Origin of the sequence: Flavobacterium noncentrifugens, assembly GCF_900100375.1 — a bacterium.
In the GTDB taxonomy this organism is placed as follows: domain Bacteria; phylum Bacteroidota; class Bacteroidia; order Flavobacteriales; family Flavobacteriaceae; genus Flavobacterium; species Flavobacterium noncentrifugens.
Genome location: NZ_FNEZ01000002.1, coordinates 929857 through 950255, shown reverse-complemented (window position 1 = coordinate 950255; position 20399 = coordinate 929857). Strand labels below are relative to the sequence as shown.

General features: G+C 41.8%; 17 protein-coding genes and 1 tRNA gene. 10 read left to right on the top strand and 8 right to left on the bottom strand.

The window, feature by feature from the left end; genetic code table 11:
• Positions 1-16: 16 nt before the first annotated feature.
• Positions 17-1135, bottom strand: a complete 1119-nt coding sequence (locus BLS32_RS08980; protein ID WP_091394279.1) for a vWA domain-containing protein — start codon at positions 1133-1135, stop codon at positions 17-19.
• Between the two features lie 166 nt (positions 1136-1301).
• On the opposite strand from BLS32_RS08980, the gene BLS32_RS08975 reads away from it, so the two are divergent.
• The 3 genes from BLS32_RS08975 to BLS32_RS08965 all read left to right on the top strand — a co-directional run bounded on the left by BLS32_RS08975 (position 1302) and on the right by BLS32_RS08965 (position 4248).
• Positions 1302-2714, top strand: a complete 1413-nt coding sequence (locus BLS32_RS08975) for an MBL fold metallo-hydrolase (RefSeq protein WP_091394276.1) — start codon at positions 1302-1304, stop codon at positions 2712-2714.
• A gap of 120 nt (positions 2715-2834) precedes the next feature.
• The gene (locus tag BLS32_RS08970) at positions 2835-3995 is read left to right on the top strand and encodes a TlpA disulfide reductase family protein (RefSeq protein WP_091394275.1); all 1161 of its coding nucleotides are present in this window, start codon (positions 2835-2837) and stop codon (positions 3993-3995) included.
• A gap of 172 nt (positions 3996-4167) precedes the next feature.
• Positions 4168-4248 (top strand) — tRNA-Tyr (locus BLS32_RS08965).
• Between the two features lie 65 nt (positions 4249-4313).
• Here the strand turns inward: BLS32_RS08965 and BLS32_RS08960 are convergent.
• The 3 genes from BLS32_RS08960 to BLS32_RS08950 form a co-directional block, all read right to left on the bottom strand.
• A complete protein-coding gene (locus BLS32_RS08960; RefSeq protein WP_091394272.1) occupies positions 4314-5912 on the bottom strand; it encodes a Na+/H+ antiporter in 1599 nt (532 codons plus the stop codon).
• 107 nt (positions 5913-6019) lie between these two features.
• Positions 6020-6469, bottom strand: a complete 450-nt coding sequence (locus tag BLS32_RS08955; RefSeq protein ID WP_091394270.1) for an NUDIX hydrolase — start codon at positions 6467-6469, stop codon at positions 6020-6022.
• A gap of 13 nt (positions 6470-6482) precedes the next feature.
• The gene (locus BLS32_RS08950; RefSeq protein WP_091394267.1) at positions 6483-6890 is read right to left on the bottom strand and encodes a response regulator; all 408 of its coding nucleotides are present in this window, start codon (positions 6888-6890) and stop codon (positions 6483-6485) included.
• Between the two features lie 193 nt (positions 6891-7083).
• Here BLS32_RS08950 and xth point away from each other — a divergent pair, with 193 nt between their 5' ends.
• Positions 7084-7860, top strand: coding sequence for an exodeoxyribonuclease III (xth, locus tag BLS32_RS08945; RefSeq protein ID WP_091394265.1), 777 nt, complete (start codon positions 7084-7086; stop codon positions 7858-7860).
• Positions 7861-7920: 60 nt separating this feature from the next.
• Here the strand turns inward: xth and BLS32_RS08940 are convergent, their stop codons facing one another.
• Together BLS32_RS08940 and BLS32_RS08935 are read right to left on the bottom strand one after the other, a co-directional pair.
• The gene (locus BLS32_RS08940; protein WP_091394263.1) at positions 7921-8610 is read right to left on the bottom strand and encodes an SIMPL domain-containing protein; all 690 of its coding nucleotides are present in this window, start codon (positions 8608-8610) and stop codon (positions 7921-7923) included.
• Positions 8611-8674: 64 nt separating this feature from the next.
• Positions 8675-9316 (bottom strand): rhomboid family intramembrane serine protease, encoded by a 642-nt coding sequence (locus BLS32_RS08935; RefSeq protein WP_091394261.1) that lies wholly within the window; start codon positions 9314-9316, stop codon positions 8675-8677.
• Between the two features lie 104 nt (positions 9317-9420).
• On the opposite strand from BLS32_RS08935, the gene BLS32_RS08930 reads away from it, so the two are divergent.
• Positions 9421-10290 carry a lysophospholipid acyltransferase family protein gene (locus tag BLS32_RS08930; RefSeq protein WP_091394258.1) on the top strand — a complete coding sequence of 290 codons (870 nt, stop codon included), beginning with the start codon at positions 9421-9423 and terminating at the stop codon, positions 10288-10290.
• On the opposite strand, the gene BLS32_RS08925 is transcribed toward BLS32_RS08930, so the two are convergent.
• Positions 10291-11784: an aminotransferase class V-fold PLP-dependent enzyme gene (locus tag BLS32_RS08925; protein WP_091394255.1), complete on the bottom strand. Its 1494-nt coding sequence runs from the start codon at positions 11782-11784 to the stop codon at positions 10291-10293.
• A gap of 344 nt (positions 11785-12128) precedes the next feature.
• Here BLS32_RS08925 and BLS32_RS08915 point away from each other — a divergent pair, with 344 nt between their 5' ends.
• A complete protein-coding gene (locus tag BLS32_RS08915) occupies positions 12129-14042 on the top strand; it encodes an SPFH domain-containing protein (protein WP_091394249.1) in 1914 nt (637 codons plus the stop codon).
• A 72-nt stretch (positions 14043-14114) separates the two neighbouring features.
• On the opposite strand, the gene glmM is transcribed toward BLS32_RS08915, so the two are convergent.
• Positions 14115-15503: a phosphoglucosamine mutase gene (gene glmM / locus BLS32_RS08910; RefSeq protein WP_091394245.1), complete on the bottom strand. Its 1389-nt coding sequence runs from the start codon at positions 15501-15503 to the stop codon at positions 14115-14117.
• Between the two features lie 159 nt (positions 15504-15662).
• Between glmM and BLS32_RS08905 the strand changes: the two genes are divergently transcribed.
• The 4 genes from BLS32_RS08905 (at position 15663) to BLS32_RS08890 (ending at position 20363) form a co-directional block, all read left to right on the top strand.
• Positions 15663-16247: an acyl carrier protein phosphodiesterase gene (locus tag BLS32_RS08905; protein WP_091394242.1), complete on the top strand. Its 585-nt coding sequence runs from the start codon at positions 15663-15665 to the stop codon at positions 16245-16247.
• Entirely contained in the window at positions 16244-17911 is a 1668-nt protein-coding gene (gene ggt, locus BLS32_RS08900; protein ID WP_091394239.1) for a gamma-glutamyltransferase, read from the top strand. Before BLS32_RS08905 ends, ggt begins: the two co-directional genes overlap by 4 nt.
• A 66-nt stretch (positions 17912-17977) precedes the next feature.
• Positions 17978-19762 (top strand): chloride channel protein, encoded by a 1785-nt coding sequence (locus tag BLS32_RS08895; RefSeq protein WP_091394236.1) that lies wholly within the window; start codon positions 17978-17980, stop codon positions 19760-19762.
• Positions 19763-19778: 16 nt separating this feature from the next.
• Positions 19779-20363, top strand: coding sequence for a hypothetical protein (locus BLS32_RS08890; RefSeq protein ID WP_091394233.1), 585 nt, complete (start codon positions 19779-19781; stop codon positions 20361-20363).
• Positions 20364-20399 lie beyond the last annotated feature (36 nt).

Genomic DNA, 20399 nt, shown 5'->3' with positions numbered 1-20399 from the left:
ACTTTTGACTTTCGACTTATTTCACTCTTTTCTTCCGATTTGTTTCATAATCCTCAAAGATCATTTCGCCTAAGCCTTTCAGTCCGGTATAAAACGCTTTCCCCTGATTGGCTTCGGTAAAATGATTCACGAATTGCTGCAAATATGGATCCTGCGCGATCATAAACGTCGTAATCGGAATGTGTAGTTTTCTCGCCTGTTGCGCCTGGCTGTAACATTTGTCAACGATGTATTCGTCAAGGCCGTTGCTGTTCATATAATAGGAACCGTCAGGTTCGCGCACACAGCTCGGCTTTCCGTCGGTGATCATGAAAATCTGCTTGTTGGTGTTGCGTTTTCTTCTCAGAATATCCATCGCAAGCTGCAATCCGGCAACGGTATTGGTATGGTAAGGACCAACTTTTAAATACGGTAAATCTTTAATTGCAATTGGCCACGCATCATTTCCAAAAACCAGAATATCAAGCGTATCTTTTGGATAGCGTGTCGTGATCAATTCGGCCAAAGCCATTGCGACTTTTTTCGCTGGCGTAATGCGGTCTTCGCCGTATAAGATCATGCTGTGGCTGATATCGATCATCAAAACAGTGCTCATTTGTGCTTTGAATTGCGTTTCCTCGACGACCAGATCGTTTTCAGTCAGGCTGAATTCGCCAATGCCGTTGTTGATTTGTGCATTTCGGATGCTTTCGGTCAATGAAATCCGCTCGAGCGCATCGCCAAAACGAAATTCGCGGAGTTCGCCCGTATGTTCATCGCCTGTTCCCGTGTATTTGCTTTTGTGGTTTCCGGCACCGCTGCGTTTTAGATTCCCAAAAATCTGGTCGAGTGCCTGCTGGCGGATCGCGCGTTCGGTTTTTGAAGTGATCGTTGCGCCTGAAGTTCCGTCGTCTTTAAGCTCTTCGCGGATGTAGCCTTTCTTTTTTAAATCTTCGATAAAATCGTCAATCGTGTAATCTTTATCGGTAAGCTTGTATTCTTTGTCGAGTTCCCGCATCCAATCGATCGCTTCATCGAAATCGCCCGAAGTATGCGTGATCAATTCCTTAAAAATCCCGAAAAGTTTGTCAAAAGGCGATTGATACGGCGCTTTGTATTCGCCAAAATAAAACCCTTTTTTATTGTCGTTTTCCATAGGTTTTAAAATTAATACTAAATCACGCGTGACGCTTTGAAACGAGTACTAATTTTTAGTTAAATGTCGGTTTTTAGTTTACTGTCACAATAAAATCTCCAGATTGTGATTTTATTAACGGCACAATGGCAGATTCTTCTTATTTTTACAGTCAAATTTTTTGAATATGAAAATCGAGCAAATATATACCGGATGCATCGCCCAGGCGGCATATTATCTGGAAAGCAATGGTGAGGCAGCCATCTTTGACCCGCTAAGGGAAGTGCAACCTTATATTGACAAAGCCGAAAAAGACGGTGCAACAATCAAATACATTTTTGAAACGCATTTTCATGCAGATTTTGTTTCGGGACATTTGGATTTGGCGAAGAAAACCGGTGGGAAAATTGTTTACGGCCCAACGGCTAACCCTGAATTTGAAGCCGTTATTGCCGAAGACAATCAGGAATTTAAAGTTGGCAATTATACCATAAAAGCATTGCATACGCCTGGACATACATTAGAAAGCACTTGTTATTTGCTGATTGACGAAAATGGAAAACAGCGCGCAATCATTACCGGCGATACTTTATTTATTGGAGATGTTGGCCGTCCGGATTTGGCACAGGAACTCGTTGGAGAATTGACACAGGAAAAACTCGCTTCTTATTTATTTGAATCTTTGCGCAATAAGATTATGCCTTTGGCCGATGATCTGATTGTATATCCAAGCCACGGTGCCGGAAGCGCCTGCGGAAAAAACATGAGCAAGGAAACGACCGACACTTTGGGCAACCAGAAAAAAGCGAATTATGCATTGCGTTCTGATATGACACGCGAAGAATTTATTGAAGAATTGCTCGACGGATTGGGCGCGCCTCCAGCATATTTTCCACAAAATGTGATGATGAATATTCAGGGTTATGAAAGTCTGGATGATGTCATCGTAAAATCATTCAAACCATTAAATCCAGCTGAATTTGAGGCTTTGGCCAATGCTTCGGAAGCCATAGTTCTCGATGTCAGACATGAAAACGATTATGTAAAAAGCCACATTCCGAATTCGATTTTCATCGGAATACAGGGCAATTTCGCCCCTTGGGTGGGCGCTTTAATTATGGATGTGAAACAACCGTTGCTAATAGTTGCGCCTGAAGGCCGGGAAAAAGAAACGATCACGCGTTTGTCAAGAGTAGGTTTTGACAATTCACTTGGTTACTTAAATGGCGGAATGGCGGCGTGGGAAGCGGCAGGTTTTGAAACCGATTCAATGGATTCTGTTTCGCCTGAGCAATTTGCTTCAGATTATTCTGAAAATACGATTGTTGTCGATGCGAGAAAACCAGGCGAATTTGAAGCAGAACATGTGGAAGCGGCTATCAATCTGCCATTGGATACGATCAACAACCACATAAGCGAAATTCCTGACGCACCGTTTTATTTGCATTGTGCGGGCGGTTACCGTTCGGTGATCATGGGATCGATCCTAAAATCGCGTGGCATCCACAATTTTATCAATGTCGAAAAAGGCATCAGTGGAATTCGGAATACAACTGTTGGGATGACCCATTTTATATGTCCGTCAACACCCGAGGCATAGGCGAACTGAGCGCAGCTAATTATATAAATCCATCAACAATAACAAAAAATTAAGTTAGAAAAAAGACAATAGAGTATAATTTTAAATACTTTTGCACCACTTAAATTAAAAATTTAAAAAATGAAGAAAATTCTTGTGTTCGTTTCTGCAGTTGCTATTTTGGTTTCATGCAACAAAGCCGGAAAAAATGAATATATCGTTACCGGAAATGTAAAAGGTATCGATGGTAAAAATGTGTTCCTTGAAAAACAGGATGAAGCCGGCCAGCTTAAACAAGTTGACACCGTAAAAATCGAAAATGGTAAATTTACATTCAAAGGATCTGCTAAAGAACCAGAAATGTACCTGATTCAAGTTGCAGATACGCAGGGAAAAGTTCCTTTTATCCTTGAAAATGGCGACATTGACATGACCATCAACAAAGACAGCATCAACATTACGAAAGTGACCGGAACATACAATAACGATGAATTGTCGGCATATAAAGAAGAAGGAATGAAGATTCAGAAAAAGATGATGAAATTCCAGGAAACCAATATGGTGAAAATGCAGGCAGCCCAACAAAAACAGGATACTGTGACGATGAACGGCCTTCGAAAAGAATACATGAAAATCCAGGAAGATTTCATGAAGCAATCAGATGCTTATGTTGGAACGCACCCCAAAGCGTATATTTCTGCCTTGATCGTTGACGGCATGTTCAACCAGATGAATCCTGATGTGGAGAAAATCAAAAAACATTACGCAGGTTTGGACAAAACTGTAAAAGATACGAAAGTTGGAAAAGGAATCCAGACAAAATTGGACAAAATCGGAAAACCGGTTGCAGAAGTAGCAGCTCCGGCTGAAGGCGGTGTTCAAGTTGGAAGCGTGGCTCCTGACTTTTCAGCGAATACGCCCGACGGAAAAACAGTTTCATTAAAACAATCTTTAGGAAAAGTAACGATCGTTGATTTCTGGGCTTCCTGGTGCAAACCTTGCCGTGAGGAAAATCCAAACGTCGTGGCGTTATACAACGAATTGCATGCAAAAGGACTAAACATTGTAGGTGTTTCTTTAGATAAAGAAGCGGCTCCATGGAAAGAAGCGATTGCAAAAGACAAATTGGCCTGGAACCAGGTTTCAAACCTAAAATGGTGGAAAGAACCGATTGCTGCAACTTACGGCGTACAGACAATCCCTGCTACTTTTATCCTTGATGCAAGCGGAAAAATCGTTGCGAAAGATTTGAGAGGTGCTGAATTAAAAGCCAAAGTAAACGAGCTTTTGGCAGCGAAATAATCTCAATCACATACCAAATAAAGAAATCTCCGCTATGGGGATTTTTTTATTTTATTCAATTCCAAAGGTTTAAAATTAAAGCAAAAATTAAGTTGGTTTTTAGTTTGCAAACACCAAAACAGTTTTTATATTTGCAACCGCTGAACGAAACAGTGTTGCTGTTTCAATCTCTGGGGAGATACTCAAGCGGCCAACGAGGGCAGACTGTAAATCTGCTGTGTGAACTTCGCAGGTTCGAATCCTGCTCTCCCCACGAAAATTAAAAAGCCTGTTAATCTTGAGATTGACAGGCTTTAATTTTTTAAGATAATTGAAAGATTATCCATCATACATTTCCATGGCAAGCCGCGTTTCTTCAAGGTCAAGCTCTTTTTCGATCTTGCGGAAAATCTCTTCATTAACGTTTCCCGATTTGTGCATTTGTTCTAATTTGGCGCGTTCTACATTCAGCAGATCAATCTGGATTTTCGTGAAATCATTGAAAATTTCGATTCCCATGACGTTTCCGTTTCCAAAGAAATTGGCAGGAAGTTCTGTCTTCTGAAGCCGGTTGAACTTGACTTCGTATTTGCTTTTGATGTTGTGCAGCAAGTTGTCATTCAGCAGTGAAAAGTGGTCTTCGATATGCGTAATCGTTTGTGAGACGATCTGGTTTCGCACCATGTATTCTTCTGCAACGATCGAATACGGATCGATTTTTAATTTTCGGATGAGCCACGGAAGCGTCGAACCCTGAATGACCAGGGTCGATAGGATTACACAAAAAACCAGGTATATGATCAGGCTGCGGAACGGAAATTCCTCTCCGTTGTTGATTGTCAGCGGAAGCGCCAAAGCAGCAGCCATAGAAACCACGCCACGCATGCCCGACCAGCCGAAAATGATCATGTTGCGGTAATCAAATTCTTCCTGCCGGATTCTTTTGCTGATAAATCTCGGAAGCATGGATGCCGGTATGACCCATAAAAACCGGACGACAATCACGACTCCGCTAATCGCTATCGCCCAAATCGCAAGCGAAATTCCGGAATAATTGTCAATTCCCAAGACAATCTGCCGAAGCTGCAAACCAATCAGGATAAAAATCAATCCGTTTAAAATGTTGGTCAGTACACTCCAGATTGTTCCCGTCATGATGCGGCTTTCATGTGTGAAAATTTCGCCCGAGCGCGCCGAGAGAAAAAGCCCTGTCGACACCACTGCCAATACGCCTGAACATTCAAAATGTTCCGCAATCAGATACGATGCAAACGGAGTCAGTAAAGTGAGCGTTACTTCTATAATGTCGTCACAGACAAATTTTTTATGGATGAAACTCATGATATAACCCACGCCCAATCCGATAAGCACGCCTATAACCGACATCACGACAAAATTCAGCCCAGCCTGCCACAATACAAAATTCCCGGCGATAATTGCTGTTAATGCATATTTATAAGCAACCAATCCGCTGGCGTCGTTCACAAGGCTTTCCCCTTCCAAAATCGCAATTAGTCTCGGATGCAAGCCCAATCCTTTCGTAATCGAAGTGGCAGAAACGGCATCAGGCGGAGAAACGATTGCACCCAGCAAAAATGCCAAAGGCCACGATATCCCGCCAATTAAATAATGCGCGGCAACTGCCACAGCTACTGTTGTAAAGAAAACCAATCCGATCGCTGCGAGGCTGATCGGGCGAACCGTTTGCTTAAAATCGCTCCAGCTGGTATACCAGGCCGCATGGTATAGAAGCGGTGGCAGGAAAATAATGAAAACCACATCGGGATTTAAAGCAATCACAGGCAATCCCGGAATGATGCTGACTGCAACACCGCAAAGCACCAAAACAATCGGGATCGGAAAATTGTATCTTTTGCTTAAAAGGCTTAGGAATGCGACGCCAAACAACAGCATGACAATGACAGTAATGTTTTCCATGGGAGAATTTATAAATAACGGATACACTCTTTAACCCGATTTCGATAACCGGACAAGAATGCTAATATAATATTTATAAAGATAAGATGTGTTTGGAAATGCGCTTGTCAGATCAACCGCAACAGCTGCAAAATGAAACTTCCTTGCGCCACGTTGATTTTTGCTAAGGCGATTTCTTCAGCAAACCAGCCGGCTTTATCGACTTCGGGGAATTTTTTAAGCAAACCGGATTTCGGAGGCCATTCGGTTTCAAATTCGTTGCTAATAATATTTTCGGGATTCATATTACCTTCCAATGCCCATGCGTAAATCACTTTCCCTGATTTGAGTTTCACAGGTTCCAATGAAATGAAATTCCCGATTAACAATGTGCCTGTTTCTTCCTCAAATTCCCTGACTGCAGCAGCCAGCGGATTTTCATCTGTAAATTCACCCTTCGGAATAGACCACGTTCCCAAATCTTTATTTTTCCAGAATGGGCCTCCGGGATGAACCAGCAAAAATTCAGGGAAACCGGCAATTTTCCGATACAGCAATATGCCAGCACTTTTTTTCATTTGCAGATGTTGATCAGGCGAAAGCCTGGAAATTTTCCCAATCGATATCAAGGACCCGTTCCACCGACGATTTGTAATCGGCCATCGAAGACGGTTTTTTCATCAGATAATTGGCACCAGCATCAAGATATTGGCGCACCAGCGATTTCGAATTGTAGCCCGAAATCATCACAACCGGAATGTCTTTGAACTGATCATCTTTTTTAATGATCTGCAAAATTTCCTCACCGTTAAAAACCGGCATCCGGATGTCCAGGAAAATAATATCGGGGCGGACTGATTTGCTGTTCAAAGACCGCAGCAATTCCTTGCCATTGATGTAAATGGAAACTTCATGGCCCAAACTTTCTACGACTTCCTTAAAGAAATATAGGTCATCTAAGTCGTCGTCGAGGTAGAATATTTTTTTGGGCAGTTCCATAAGCGCATTTTTTTACACAATATACCAATAACCTGTTGGGCAGATTTTATATTATAAACGCCTGACGTTACAATATTCCAATAATGAATTCTAAATTTAAGCGATAATCTGTTAATAATCAAATGATTTTTCTGAAAATCTACATCAGACGCAAAAAATCGTACCTTTAAGCAACAACCTTAAACCATCAGAAATGAAAATTGCAACTTATAATGTCAATGGTGTAAATGGCCGGCTTCCCATATTGCTGCGCTGGCTTGAAATGGCAAAACCCGACATTGTTTGCCTGCAGGAATTAAAGGCACCGCAGGAAAAATTTCCGATTGGAGCCATCAATAATGCAGGTTATAAGGCCGTCTGGCACGGACAAAAAAAATGGAACGGCGTGGCAATTCTTTCGCGAAATGCTGAAATTGAAGAAATCGGGCGCGCACTTCCAGGCGAAGAGGAAGATGTGCAAAGCCGTTATCTCGAAGCAATGGTGGGTGGGATTTTGATTTGCTGTTTGTATCTTCCGAATGGAAATCCGGCACCAGGGCCAAAATTTGATTATAAACTGCGTTGGTTTGACCGGTTGACCAAACGTGCTTCTACGCTTTTAGAATTCAACATTCCTGTAATTTTAATGGGCGATTTCAATGTGATGCCCACCGAACTCGACGTCTATAAACCTGAAAAGTGGGTCAATGACGCTTTATTTCGCCCGGAAGTGCGCACCGCTTTTCACACACTCGTTGCACAAGGCTGGACCGATGCGATCCGGACACTTTATAAAGACGAACGCATTTACACCTTTTTTGATTATTTTCGGAATGCTTACGAGCGAAATGCCGGATTGCGGATCGATCACTTTCTGCTAAGTCCGCAACTTGAAAAAAGATTGGTTTCGGGCGGCGTCGATCGTGAAGTGCGCGGTTGGGAAAAGACGAGCGATCATGCACCGGTTTGGATTGAAATATCTGAAAAGTAAAAATCTGAAAATAAAAAAAGCCCGAAGTCACATTCAGGCTTTTTAAAAATATATTTTTTGTTATTCTAGGATAAAACTCACCGAAACATTTGCAGTAATATTGATTTCTCCAATAGCAAGTGTTTCTCTTGGTGCGCCGCCAGCTGCCGCTTTGTCAGCCATTGCATACATCATAGGGCGTGGATAATCAACTTGTGTGTTGTCGTTGATCGTGAATGCTTTTCCAGCTTTTTGTCCAAGAACTGAAACATAATCTTCGGCTTTTGCCTTGGCATCTTTCATTGCAAGTTTCCTGGCTTCTGACTGAAGCGTTTCTAGTTTGGATGACCTGAATTCAACGGTATTAATCTGATTGATCCCGGAATCTACCAAACCTTCCATGACGCCGTCGTATAAATTCAAATCTTTCATCAGGATTTCAATGGTTTGTGTCGCCACATAATTGTATTTTTTTTTATCGTAATCGTATTGCGGATTCAGCGACACGCGTTTGGTTTGCACATCTTCTTTCGGCAATTTTGATTTTTTGATGAACTGGATGACTTTTTCCACGGCAATGTCGTTTTGTTTTTTGACATCGGTTGCGTTGTTTCCTTTGGTTTCCACCGATACTGAAATGAAAGCCTGATCAGGCGTTACTTTTACTTTTCCTTCGCCATTGACCGAAATCAGCGGCATTGGTTTTACAAATTCCTGCGCTTGTGACATCGTTGCCAGCGCGGTAAACAGGATGATGAATGTTTTTTTCATGAGATCGTTTTTTATTGATTATTGGTATAAATGATTTGCGCGCTGCCTTTCAAATGTTGTGCCATTATAGCTTGCCGAGGCGCTCCATGGCGAAAAGAATTACGATCGGGATGGCCAGAAGAATGACCATCAGCGTGTTATCTGTCAGCAAAGCGGGATCTTTTAATAATGTAATCACATAACCGCCAATCGCGCCACCAAAATGTGCCGTGTGCCCGATGTTGTCGTTCTTGGCCTTCATTCCGTAAATTGAATACAACAAATATCCGATGCCAAAAACATAGGCCGGAATTGGGATCGGGATAAAAAACAAATACAAACTCATATCCGGCTGCAGTAAAATCGCAGAGTATAAAATTCCGGTAACAGCTCCCGAAGCGCCAATTGCACGGTAACTGTAATCGTTTTTGTGCATGACCAACGTGAGCAAACTTCCAAAAGTCAAGCTGGCGATGTAAATCAGCAGGAAGGAAATATCACCTAAATATCCAATCACAACAGGCGCAAAAAAATACAATGTCAGCATGTTAAAAAATAAATGCCCAAGGTCTGCATGCAAAAATGCCGAAGAAAACATCCTGATTTGTTCGCCTGCGCGGATGCTTCCGATATGAAATTCATATTTTCTAAAAAAAGCAACGTCATTGAACCCTTTAAAACTGATGATGATATTTATTGCAATGATGACAATCAGTATAATATTCATGGATAAATTTTATAAGTCGTAAAAATAACCATTGTTTCTTTAGCTTTTGTTAAATTGGATATTCAAAAGTCAATTAAACGTATATTTGCCAAAAATAATCCCGAATGCAATTTTTACTTTTCCTTATTGTATATCCGCTGCTTTGGTGCATTTCAATTCTTCCATTCCGACTGTTGTATTTGCTTTCTGATGCTGTTTATGTACTTGTATATTATGTAGTTGGATACAGAAAATCGACTGTAAGGCAAAATCTAAAAATGGCTTTCCCTGAAAAAACCACAGTAGAACGATTGCGTATCGAAAAAGATTCTTACCATCATTTGTGCGATATGTTCCTTGAAATGATCAAAACACTCACCATTTCTGATAAAGAAATCAGCAAAAGATTTACGTTCAGCAATCTTGAAGTTTATACCGATCTGGAGAAAAAAGGAAAAAGCATTGCATTGATGCTCGCGCATTATGCAAGTTACGAATGGGTCATTTCGATGAACCATCATATCAAATTCAAAGGATTTGCCATTTACAAGCGCATTGCAAACCCACATTTCGACAAGCTTGTACGCGATATCCGCTCTAAATTCAAAGCGACACTGATCACGACGAAAGAAACGATTCCGGTCATTCAGGAAAACCAGCACAATCACGTGCTCGGCGTTTATGGATTTGCAAGCGACCAATCCCCGAAAGCCGCGAAAGCGCACCATTGGACGACTTTCATGGGCATTAAAACACCCGTGCATACAGGTGCCGAAATGCTAGCGAAAAGGTTCGACATGAATGTGATTTTCCTGCGGGTCAAAAAAGTAAAACGAGGCTATTATGAGGCTGGTTTTGAATTGCTTGCAGAAAATTCGACAGCAGTTCCGGATTATGAAATTACCGATCATTTCCTACGATTGGTAGAAGCGCAGATCCATGAATTCCCTGCCTATTATTTGTGGACGCACAAGCGTTGGAAACATACGGCTTAACTACAGGTCAAACCATTTCTTGACCAAAACCTTCTCAGATTCCAGGGCATTTTTATGCAGAAATTCATTTGTGCTTTTGTTGTAATTGTAGTCTTTTGCCCAAACGGTATGGTTTTCTGCCAATGATTTAATGCTTTCGCAGACGAATTTTATCTCCTCATTTGTCGTCGTAGGATGGATTGACATCCTGATCCAGCCCGGTTTCTGCATCAAATCGCCCAGCGTAATTTTCTCGGTAAGCGAATGCGACAATTCCTGGTCGACATGCAATAGATAATGACCGTAAGTCCCGGCACAACTGCATCCGCCGCGCGTTTGGATGCCAAATTTGTCATTCAGCAATTTCACACCAAGGTTAAAATGCAGCTCATTGATGTAAAACGAAATAACACCAAGCCTGTTTTTATGCTGGCCTGCGAGAATATTGATATTTCGAACCGATTCCAATTCGCCAAACACATAATCTACGATTTCTCGTTCCCGCTCCAGAATATTTTCAATGCCCATTTTTTCCTTCAGCTGAACAGCCAATGCAGTTTTGATTACCTGCAGAAATCCCGGAGTTCCGCCGTCTTCGCGGTCTTCAATATTGTCGACATATTTATGTTCGCCCCACGGATTTGTCCAGCTCACAGTTCCGCCACCAGGATGATCGGGAACCATATTTTTATATAATTTCTTATTGAAGATCAAAACGCCCGAAGTTCCTGGGCCGCCAAGGAATTTATGCGGGGACAGAAAAATTGCATCGAGGTAACTTTCAGGATCTTCCGGATGCATGTCGATCTTAACATACGGCCCGGAACACGCAAAATCTACAAAGCAAACGCCATTATGCTCGTGCATCAGTTTAGCGACTTCGTGATATGGCGTTTTGATTCCGGTGACATTGGAACAAGACGTGATAGAAGCGATCTTGAGCGTGCGGTCTTTGTATTTATCCAGCAATTGTTTGAAATTATCGAGACAGAATAATCCTTTTTCACAAGCTGGAACGACCTCCACATCGGCAATGGTTTCAAGCCAGGAAGTCTGGTTTGAATGGTGTTCCATGTGTGAAATGAAAACAATCGGCTTTTTTTCAGCAGGAATATTGGTGAATGGCTTTAAGTTTTCGGGAACTTTCAAACCTAAAATCCTTTGGAATTTATTGATTACACCCGTCATCCCGGTGCCATCGGTAATTAAAATATCATCAGAATTTGCATGCACATGATGTTTGATTATATGCCGCGCTTCATGATATGCCATCGTCATTGCCGTTCCTGAAACCGTGGTTTCGGTATGCGTATTGGCGACGAACGGCCCAAATTCATTCATTAGTTTTTCTTCAATCGGACGGTACAAGCGGCCACTCGCCGTCCAATCGGTATAGACGATTTTTTTTCTGCCGAAAGGCGAATCAAACTCCTGCCCGATTCCGATGATATGGTTTCGGAATTGCTGGAAATACTGCTCTAGTTCGGTTTTCAAAAACGGTGCTGTTGTAATCATCTGAATAAAATTGGAAATGCCAAAGATACCATTTTTTGGAAAATGCTGTATTTATTATCATCCAAATCAACTCTGTGATTATTACTAATTTGCATTGCGAACCCAAAAACCTCAAAGTTCACAATTCTTATGATCAGAACTATATCGTTTTCAAAAATGTTAATGCCAAAAATGCAAATCATACTTTGTTTTCTCTAATATCATTTTACCTAAAGCCGCTTTGACACCTTAAAATGCATCAATTTTATGACATTGCAACACTAAAATGATTTTTCGTTAAATGTTAAAAAAACGAAATAACTGTTAAAATTTCGATGTAATTTTGTAGTCTAAATTTTATTAAAATGACAACAATATTATCGTTTTGGTGGGTATTTCTTTTAGTGCTTTGTATTTTGATGTACAAATTTGTATTGCGTGTTTTCTTTGGAATGGTCATGGTCCCGGAAGACAAAATCGGAATGGTAACCAAGAAATTCGTCCTTTTCGGAGAAGGAAAATCCCTGCCCGATAGCAGGATTATCGCTACTAAAGGAGAAGCCGGCTTTCAGGCAAAAACTTTAGCGCCGGGATTGTATTGGGCGATGTGGATCTGGCAATACAGCGTAGATATGACGGCTTTTACCATTATTCCCGAAGGAAAAATCGGGTTGGTGCTCAGTAAAGACGGAAAAGAAACGCCAACAGGCCGCATTCTCGCCCGAAGAGTAGAAAGCGACAATTATCAGGACGCAACTGCATTCTTGGACAATGGCGGACAGAAAGGACGTCAAAGCGCATTCATCACAACAGGTTCTTACCGTATCAATACGTTTCTGTTTGAAATCGTAGTCGTAGAACAAATCAAGATCTACGAAAACATGCTCGGAATTGTAACAGCTTTGGATGGTGAGCCAATTCCGAACGGGCAAATCGCCGGAAAATCACTCGAAGGCCACAACAATTTCCAGGATTTCGACCAGTTTTTAGAACGCGGAGGCAATCGCGGACTCCAGCCACAAGTGATGCTCGCCGGAACATATTACATCAATACCTGGGGAATCCAGATCGAGCAAAATCCGATGACCGATGTGCCGATTGGTTATGTTGGTGTTGTGATTTCATACATTGGTGAAGACGGCCAGGACGTTACCGGAGAAACTTTCAAACACGGAAACATTGTTTCAAAAGGCCAGCGAGGTGTTTGGTCGGAGCCATTCGGACCCGGAAAATATGCGCTCAATAAATATACGACCAAACTCGAATCTGTACCAACGACGAATTTAGTTTTAAACTGGGCGAACGCAAGAAGCGAATCACACGACCTCGACAAAAATCTTTCTACGATTACCGTACGCTCCAAAGATGGCTTCCCGTTTAATCTGGACGTTGCTCAGATCATCCATGTTCCCGCCAATGAAGCCCCAAAAGTAATTGCGCGTTTTGGAAGCATGACCAATCTTGTATCGCAGGTTTTAGAACCAACAATTGGGAATTATTTCAGGAATTCAGCACAGGACAGTGATGTCATTTCGTTTTTAAGTACACGGAAAGAAAGACAGGAATCGGCCAAAAACCATATTAAAGCCGTTCTGGATGAATACAATGTAAATGCTGTCGATACTTTGATAGGAGACATTGTTCCGCCAGAATCGCTGATGAAAACATTAACCGACAGGAAAATTGCCGAAGAAGAGCAAAAAACCTATCAAACCCAACGTATGGCGCAGGAACAAAGGCAAGGTGTCGAAAAAGAAACCGCTATTGCAGATATGCAGAAAGAAATCGTCCGCGCCTCACAAAGTGTCGAAATCGCCCAACGCACTGCCGATGCCACGGTAAAAAAAGCCGAAGGTGATGCGAGCAGTTTAAAGCTCAATGTAAACGCTGAAGCGGAAGCGACAAAAATGCGTGCCAATGCTGAGGCCGAAGCCACTAAAGCGCGTGCCGGAGCACAAGCCGAAGCGACAAAACTCACCGCAAGCGCAGAAGCAGAAAGGATTTCAAAAACCGGTCTTGCCGAAGCCGAGAAAATTATGGCCGTTGGTAAATCGACTGCAGAAGCGTATCAATTGCAGGTTTCAGCGATGGGCGGCGATAATTTTACTAAATACAAAATCACCGAAGAAATCGGCAGGGGAAATATCAAAGTGATCCCGGATGTCCTGATTACCGGAAGCAACGGTACCGACGGCTCCATGAGCGGGCTGCTCGGACTGAAGCTTATGGAAATGATGGATGCCAATGGCGCTAAAGAAAATCCCAAAAGAGGAAAATAATTTCTCTCAATCAAACAAAAAACCGGCCAATAAGCCGGTTTTTTTATTTCAACAAACTGCAAATTATCAATATTAAATATTCGCAATCACTTTAATCTCGTCAATAATTCTCAAAGCCAATTCATCTGCAGCCTTTTGTGTCGAGGCTTCCGTATAAATCCTGATGATCGGTTCCGTATTTGATTTTCTTAAATGCACCCAATTTTCAGCGAAGTCGATTTTTACGCCATCAATGGTTTGAATGTCTTCATTTTTATATTTTTCGGTCATCGCTTCTAAAATCGCATCGACATCGATTTGCGGCGTGAGTTCAATTTTATTTTTGCTCATGAAATATTCCGAATACGTTTTGCGCAATTCTGAAACCTTCATTTTTTTGTTGGCCAGATGCGTTAAGAATAAGGCAACGCCAACTAAACTGTCGCGTCCGTAATGCAATTCCGGATAAATAATTCCGCCATTTCCTTCGCCTCCAATAACGGCATTGTTCTTTTTCATCAGTTCGACCACATTCACCTCACCTACTGCGCTGGCTTCGTAAGTACCGTTGTGCAGGTTGGTCACATCGCGCAACGCCCGTGAAGACGACATATTGGAAACGGTATTTCCCGGTGTTTTGCTCAACACATAATCGGCAACAGCTACTAAAGTATATTCTTCGCCAAACATTTCGCCGTCTTCGCTGATGAATGCCAAACGGTCTACATCGGGATCGACCACGATTCCAAGATCAGCTTTCTCCTTTACTACAAGTTCCGAAATATCAGTCAAATGTTCTTTCAAAGGTTCGGGATTGTGCGGAAAATGTCCGTTTGGCTCGCAGTACAATTTCACGACTTCAACGCCCAAACAATCCAGTAAATCCGGGATAATGATGCCGCCAGAAGAATTTACGCCGTCAACAACGACTTTAAATTTCGCTGCTTTGATTGCTTCCACATCAACTAAAGGCAAGCTTAAAACCTCCTGTATGTGAATGTCCATATAAGTGTCGTTTTTAACGATTTTACCCAGCGAATCCACATCTGAGAAATCAAAAGCTTCATTTTCGGCAATGTCAAGGATCTTTGCACCTTCGTCACCACTTAAAAACTCGCCTTTTTCATTCAGCAATTTAAGTGCGTTCCATTGCTTCGGATTGTGCGAAGCGGTTAAAATGATTCCGCCATCAGCTTTTTCCAATGGAACGGCAACTTCAACTGTTGGCGTTGTCGACAAACCCAAATCGATCACATCAATGCCCAATCCGATCAAAGTATTCACTACAAGATTGTGGATCATTGGCCCCGAAATCCTCGCATCACGCCCGATTATAACGGTTAGTTTTTCTTTATTAGAATAATTTTTCAGCCATGTTCCATAAGCCGAAGCAAATTTTACGGCATCAACCGGAGTTAAATTGTCGCCGGTTTTCCCGCCAATAGTTCCGCGGATTCCTGAAATGGATTTTATTAAAGTCATCTGTATGTACGATTTAATTATTGGTTAGGCAGCAAAGATAAAAAAGTTGTTGAGTAGCAAAGTGGCAAAGTAGCAAAGTTTTTTGTGCAGACGGAAAAAAGTAACTGTGAATCCACTTTGAAACTTTGTATCTTTGAAACTATGCAACTCTAAAAACGTATGAATTTCCTAGCGCATATTTACCTTTCAAACGACAATGATTTCATCAAAATCGGGAATTTCATGGCCGATGGAATCCGTGGAAAACACTACGAGCATTTGCCTGCCGACATACAGAAAGGCATTATTTTGCACCGCGCGATCGATACTTTTACCGATTCTCATCCCATTTTTCGCCAAAGCACCAAAAGATTGCATGACCGTTACCATCATTATGCGGGCGTGATCGTAGATGTGATTTACGACCATTTCCTTGCGAAGAACTGGAGTAAATATTCAGATGAAAACCTGGCGGATTTCGTAGAACATTTTTATCAGATTTTACGCGACAATACGCAACATCTCAATGAAAAAACCATCGGAATGATGCCGTATATGATCAAATACAATTGGCTTTTGAGCTACCAATATGTCGATGGCATTGCGCGGATTTTGTACCAAATGGACCAGCGCACCAAAAACAATTCAAAAATGCAGTTTTCGATTGAAGAACTCAAGGAATTTTACACCTATTTTGAAAACGAATTCACTATTTTCTTCGAAGATTTAAGGGCTTTCGCCAAAGAAAAACTGGAGACTTTATGACAAAAACAATCCTTTCACTCCTATTTATTACTACAATTTCGATGGCACAAACCGGACTCGTCACTCAAAAAGCCATGGTTGTTTCGGCGCGTGAAGAAGCATCAAAAATCGGTTCAGATATCATGTTGCACGGCGGAAATGCTTTCGATGCGATGGTGGCCACCGAACTCGCATTGGCTGTAGCCTATCCGTATGCCGGAAATCTCGGCGGCGGCGGATTTATGGTGTATCGAAAAGCAAATGGCAAAACCGGATCGCTCGATTACCGCGAAAAAGCGCCATTGGCCGCGACCAAAAATATGTACCTCGATGAAAACGGAAACGTGATTCCGGGAAAAAGTACCGAAAGCGCTTTTGCTGTCGGAATTCCGGGAACGATCGCAGGAATGTTTGAAGTTCACAAAAAATTCGGTTCCTTACCGATCGCAATCCTTTTAAAACCGGTTATTGCATTGGCTGAAAAAGGCGTTGTTGTAACTGAAAATCAATGGAAACAAATCAATGATCACAAAGCGGCAATTGTCCGCTTGAGTGGCGATCAGACTTTATTTGCAAAAGATTACAAAGTTGGCGACATCATTAAATATCCAGCGCTGGCCGAAACCCTAAAACGCATTTCCAAAAATGGCCGCGATGAATTTTACAAAGGCGAAACGGCGAAAAAACTGGTTGCTTATCTGCAGCAAAAAGGCGGAATTATTACTTTAAAAGATTTGTCAAAATATCAGGCCATCTGGCGCAAGCCCATTACTTTTAAATATCGCAATTTACAGATCGTTTCAATGGCGCCTCCCAGCAGCGGCGGGATTTGCCTGGCGCAGATTTTAAAAATGATCGAACCTTTTGAGGTTGCAAAACTCGGACACAATTCGCCAAAATACATTCAATTATTAACCGAAGCCGAACGCCGTTCGTATGCCGATCGGAATTTTTATCTCGGCGATCCCGATTTTGTCAAAATTCCGCAAACGCAATTGCTCGATCCGGAATACCTGAAACAGCGCATGTCGGATTTTACATTCGAAAAAGCAACTAAATCAGCCGACATTGCTAAAGGAAAAATCACTTTTTCTGAAAGCAATGAAACCACGCATTATTCGATTGTAGATTCAAAAGGAAATGCAGTAGCTGCAACGACCACTTTAAACGGCGCTTTCGGGTCGAAATTGTATTGCGACGAACTTGGATTTTTTCTAAACAACGAAATGGACGATTTCAGTTCAAAACCCGGAACCACAAATTCTTATGGTTTGGTTGGTGCTGAAGCGAATGCCATCGCGCCGCAAAAACGGATGCTGAGCTCAATGACGCCGACAATTGTTGAGAAAAATGGTAAATTATTAATGGTTTTAGGAACTCCGGGCGGTTCAACAATCATTACTTCGGTTTTGCAAACGATTTTAAATGTAACCGAATTCAACATGACAATGCAGAACGCCGTCGATGCCCCGCGTTTTCACCACCAATGGCTGCCTGACGACATTTCATTCGAACCCAAACGTTTTCCTGAAGAAACGACCGAAACTTTAATCCAGAAAGGCTACAAGATTAATGAAAAGAACTGGCCGATCATTGGAAAAGTTGATGCGATCCTGGTTTTGCCCGAAGGAAGACGCGAAGCCGGAGCTGACCATCGCGGCGATGACAAAGCTTGCGGATTTTAATGTTTTTAGTTGACAAAGCCGTTTCAAAACCCTAATTTTGCGGCACTTCACAATGAACTAAGATAGATGCTCAGGAAAACACTTCGCAATTTTGAAAAATGGCTGCTTTGGGGCCAGAATAAACTCACGAACAAACAGTTTATTTTCCTCTCAGCGGTATTGGTAGGAATTTCTTCCGCTTTTGCAGTAATTGTGCTAAAGACTTTTGCGCATTCGGTTTTTCGGTTTGCGACTTATATTAATGGCATTTTGAAACTCAGTTTCATCAATTCGGTGTTGCCAATCGTTGGGATTGTCCTGACCGTTTTTGTTGTAAAAAGAATCCTTGGCGGAACGATTGAAAAAGGAACTTCCCAGATTTTATACGCCGTAGCAAAAAAAGCCAGCATCATTCCGAAAAAGCAAATGTATGCCCAGATCATAACGAGTTCGTTAACCGTAGGGCTTGGAGGTTCTGCCGGATTAGAAAGCCCGATCGTTATTACCGGAGCGGCTTTCGGATCCAATTATGCACAGCAATACAGATTAAGCTATAAAGACCGTACTTTATTAATTGGCTGTGGTGTCGCAGCCGGAATTGCGGCAGCGTTCAACGCGCCGATTGCCGGGGTTTTGTTTGCGATTGAAGTTTTACTGGTCGATGTCAGCATTGCTGCTTTTACACCGATTATGATTGCAGCGGCAACTGGTGCTTTGGTTTCGGCAATTGTATTGGATGAAACTGTTTTGTTGTCGTTTAAGCAGCAAACGACTTTTGATTTCCACAATATCCCATTTTATATTTTACTGGGCGTTTTTACAGGATTGATCTCGATTTTTTATTCGCGTAATTTCCAAAAAACCGAGCATTTTTTCGCCCGGTTGAAACTTTCCCCTTATAAAAAAGCGATTTTCGGTGCTTCCTTTTTAGCGTTGATCATTTTTATTTTTCCGACGCTTTTTGGCGAAGGTTATGAAAGCATTAAGACATTGTCTGAAAGCGATCCGGGAAAATTACTTGAAAATACGTTGTTTAAAGATTTTCGTGACAACAACTGGATTTTGCTGATTTTTGTCGGTGCAACGATGATGCTCAAAGCATTTGCAACCGGAATTACGCTTGGCAGCGGAGGAAATGGCGGGAACTTTGCGCCTTCCCTGTTTTTAGGTTCGTATGCCGGATTTTTCTTTTCAAAACTGCTGAATTTAACCGGCTTGACGAAACTTCCGGTAAGCAATTTCACGATGGTCGGCATGGCTGGGATTTTGAGCGGATTGTTTCATGCGCCTTTGACGGCAATCTTTCTTATCGCTGAAATTACCGGCGGTTACGGACTGATGATCCCGCTGATGATGGTCGCCTCCATCAGTTTTGCCATATCGAAACGGTTTGAGAAACATTCGCTTGACGTAAAAGGATTGATCAAAAAAGGACATGTTTTTACCAGTAATAAAGACACGAATATCCTAAACGTGCTTGAAACCGAAAAGATCATCCAAACCGATTATTTAACGATCACGCCTGATGAAAATCTAGAAAAACTCGTCGATCTCATCTCACATTCAAACCAGGTGATTTTTGCAGTGGTAAATAAAGAAAAAGAATTGCTCGGAATTGTTTATTTCAATGACATCCGCGAAATCATTTTCAGTAATTTCAAGGTAAAATACACCCCGGTTCACGAAGTGATGACGCAGCCGGTTGAGATTGTTTCCTCGACTGACAGCATGGAAACGGTCATGAACAAATTTGAACGCGCCAAAATCGCTTTTCTTCCGGTAGTTAAACAAGGAAAATATTACGGGTTTATTTCAAAAGCAAGTGCGCTTGAGGCGTATCGTGACAAATTGAAATCGATGACTTTCGAATAAGACCTAAACTTTAAATATGTACAAAAAATTACTTGCCATCATTTTATTGGCTGCTACATTTACAATGAAAGCCCAGGAAACTGTTTCTGAATACACACAAGCCAGTGTTGAAAAATCGGTATTTAGCGTTCAAACCGGACTTGTTGGTGTTTGGGCGAATAATGAACTTAAGCTTTCAAACCAATTTGCCTTGCAGACAGAAATTGGCTTAGAACTATTGTCCTTTGAATATGCATATACCGATGAAACCAAATACGGCGCGGCACCCAGCGTTTCAGTAGAACCAAAATGGTATTACAATTTGGAAAAAAGAGTTCGAAAGGGCAGAAATATTAAAGGAAACAGTGGAAATGCATTTTCTGTGAGGATTAATTATATTTCGCCAAATGCCTTTCTGATTTCAGATATTGACAATTATAAAGGTGTCGATCAGATCAATATTATTCCGAAATGGAGCATCCGCCGGGTTTACGGAAAACATTTTATATTCGAAACCGGCTTTGGTTTGGGTCCGGTTATTCCTGTTGGAAAATATTCAAAATACGCTAATTCTGATGATGTTTATGTCGATCTTCACGCCAGAATTGGATACTGTTTTTAACAAAATCTTACTTAACTGCCTGATGGAAAGAACCAC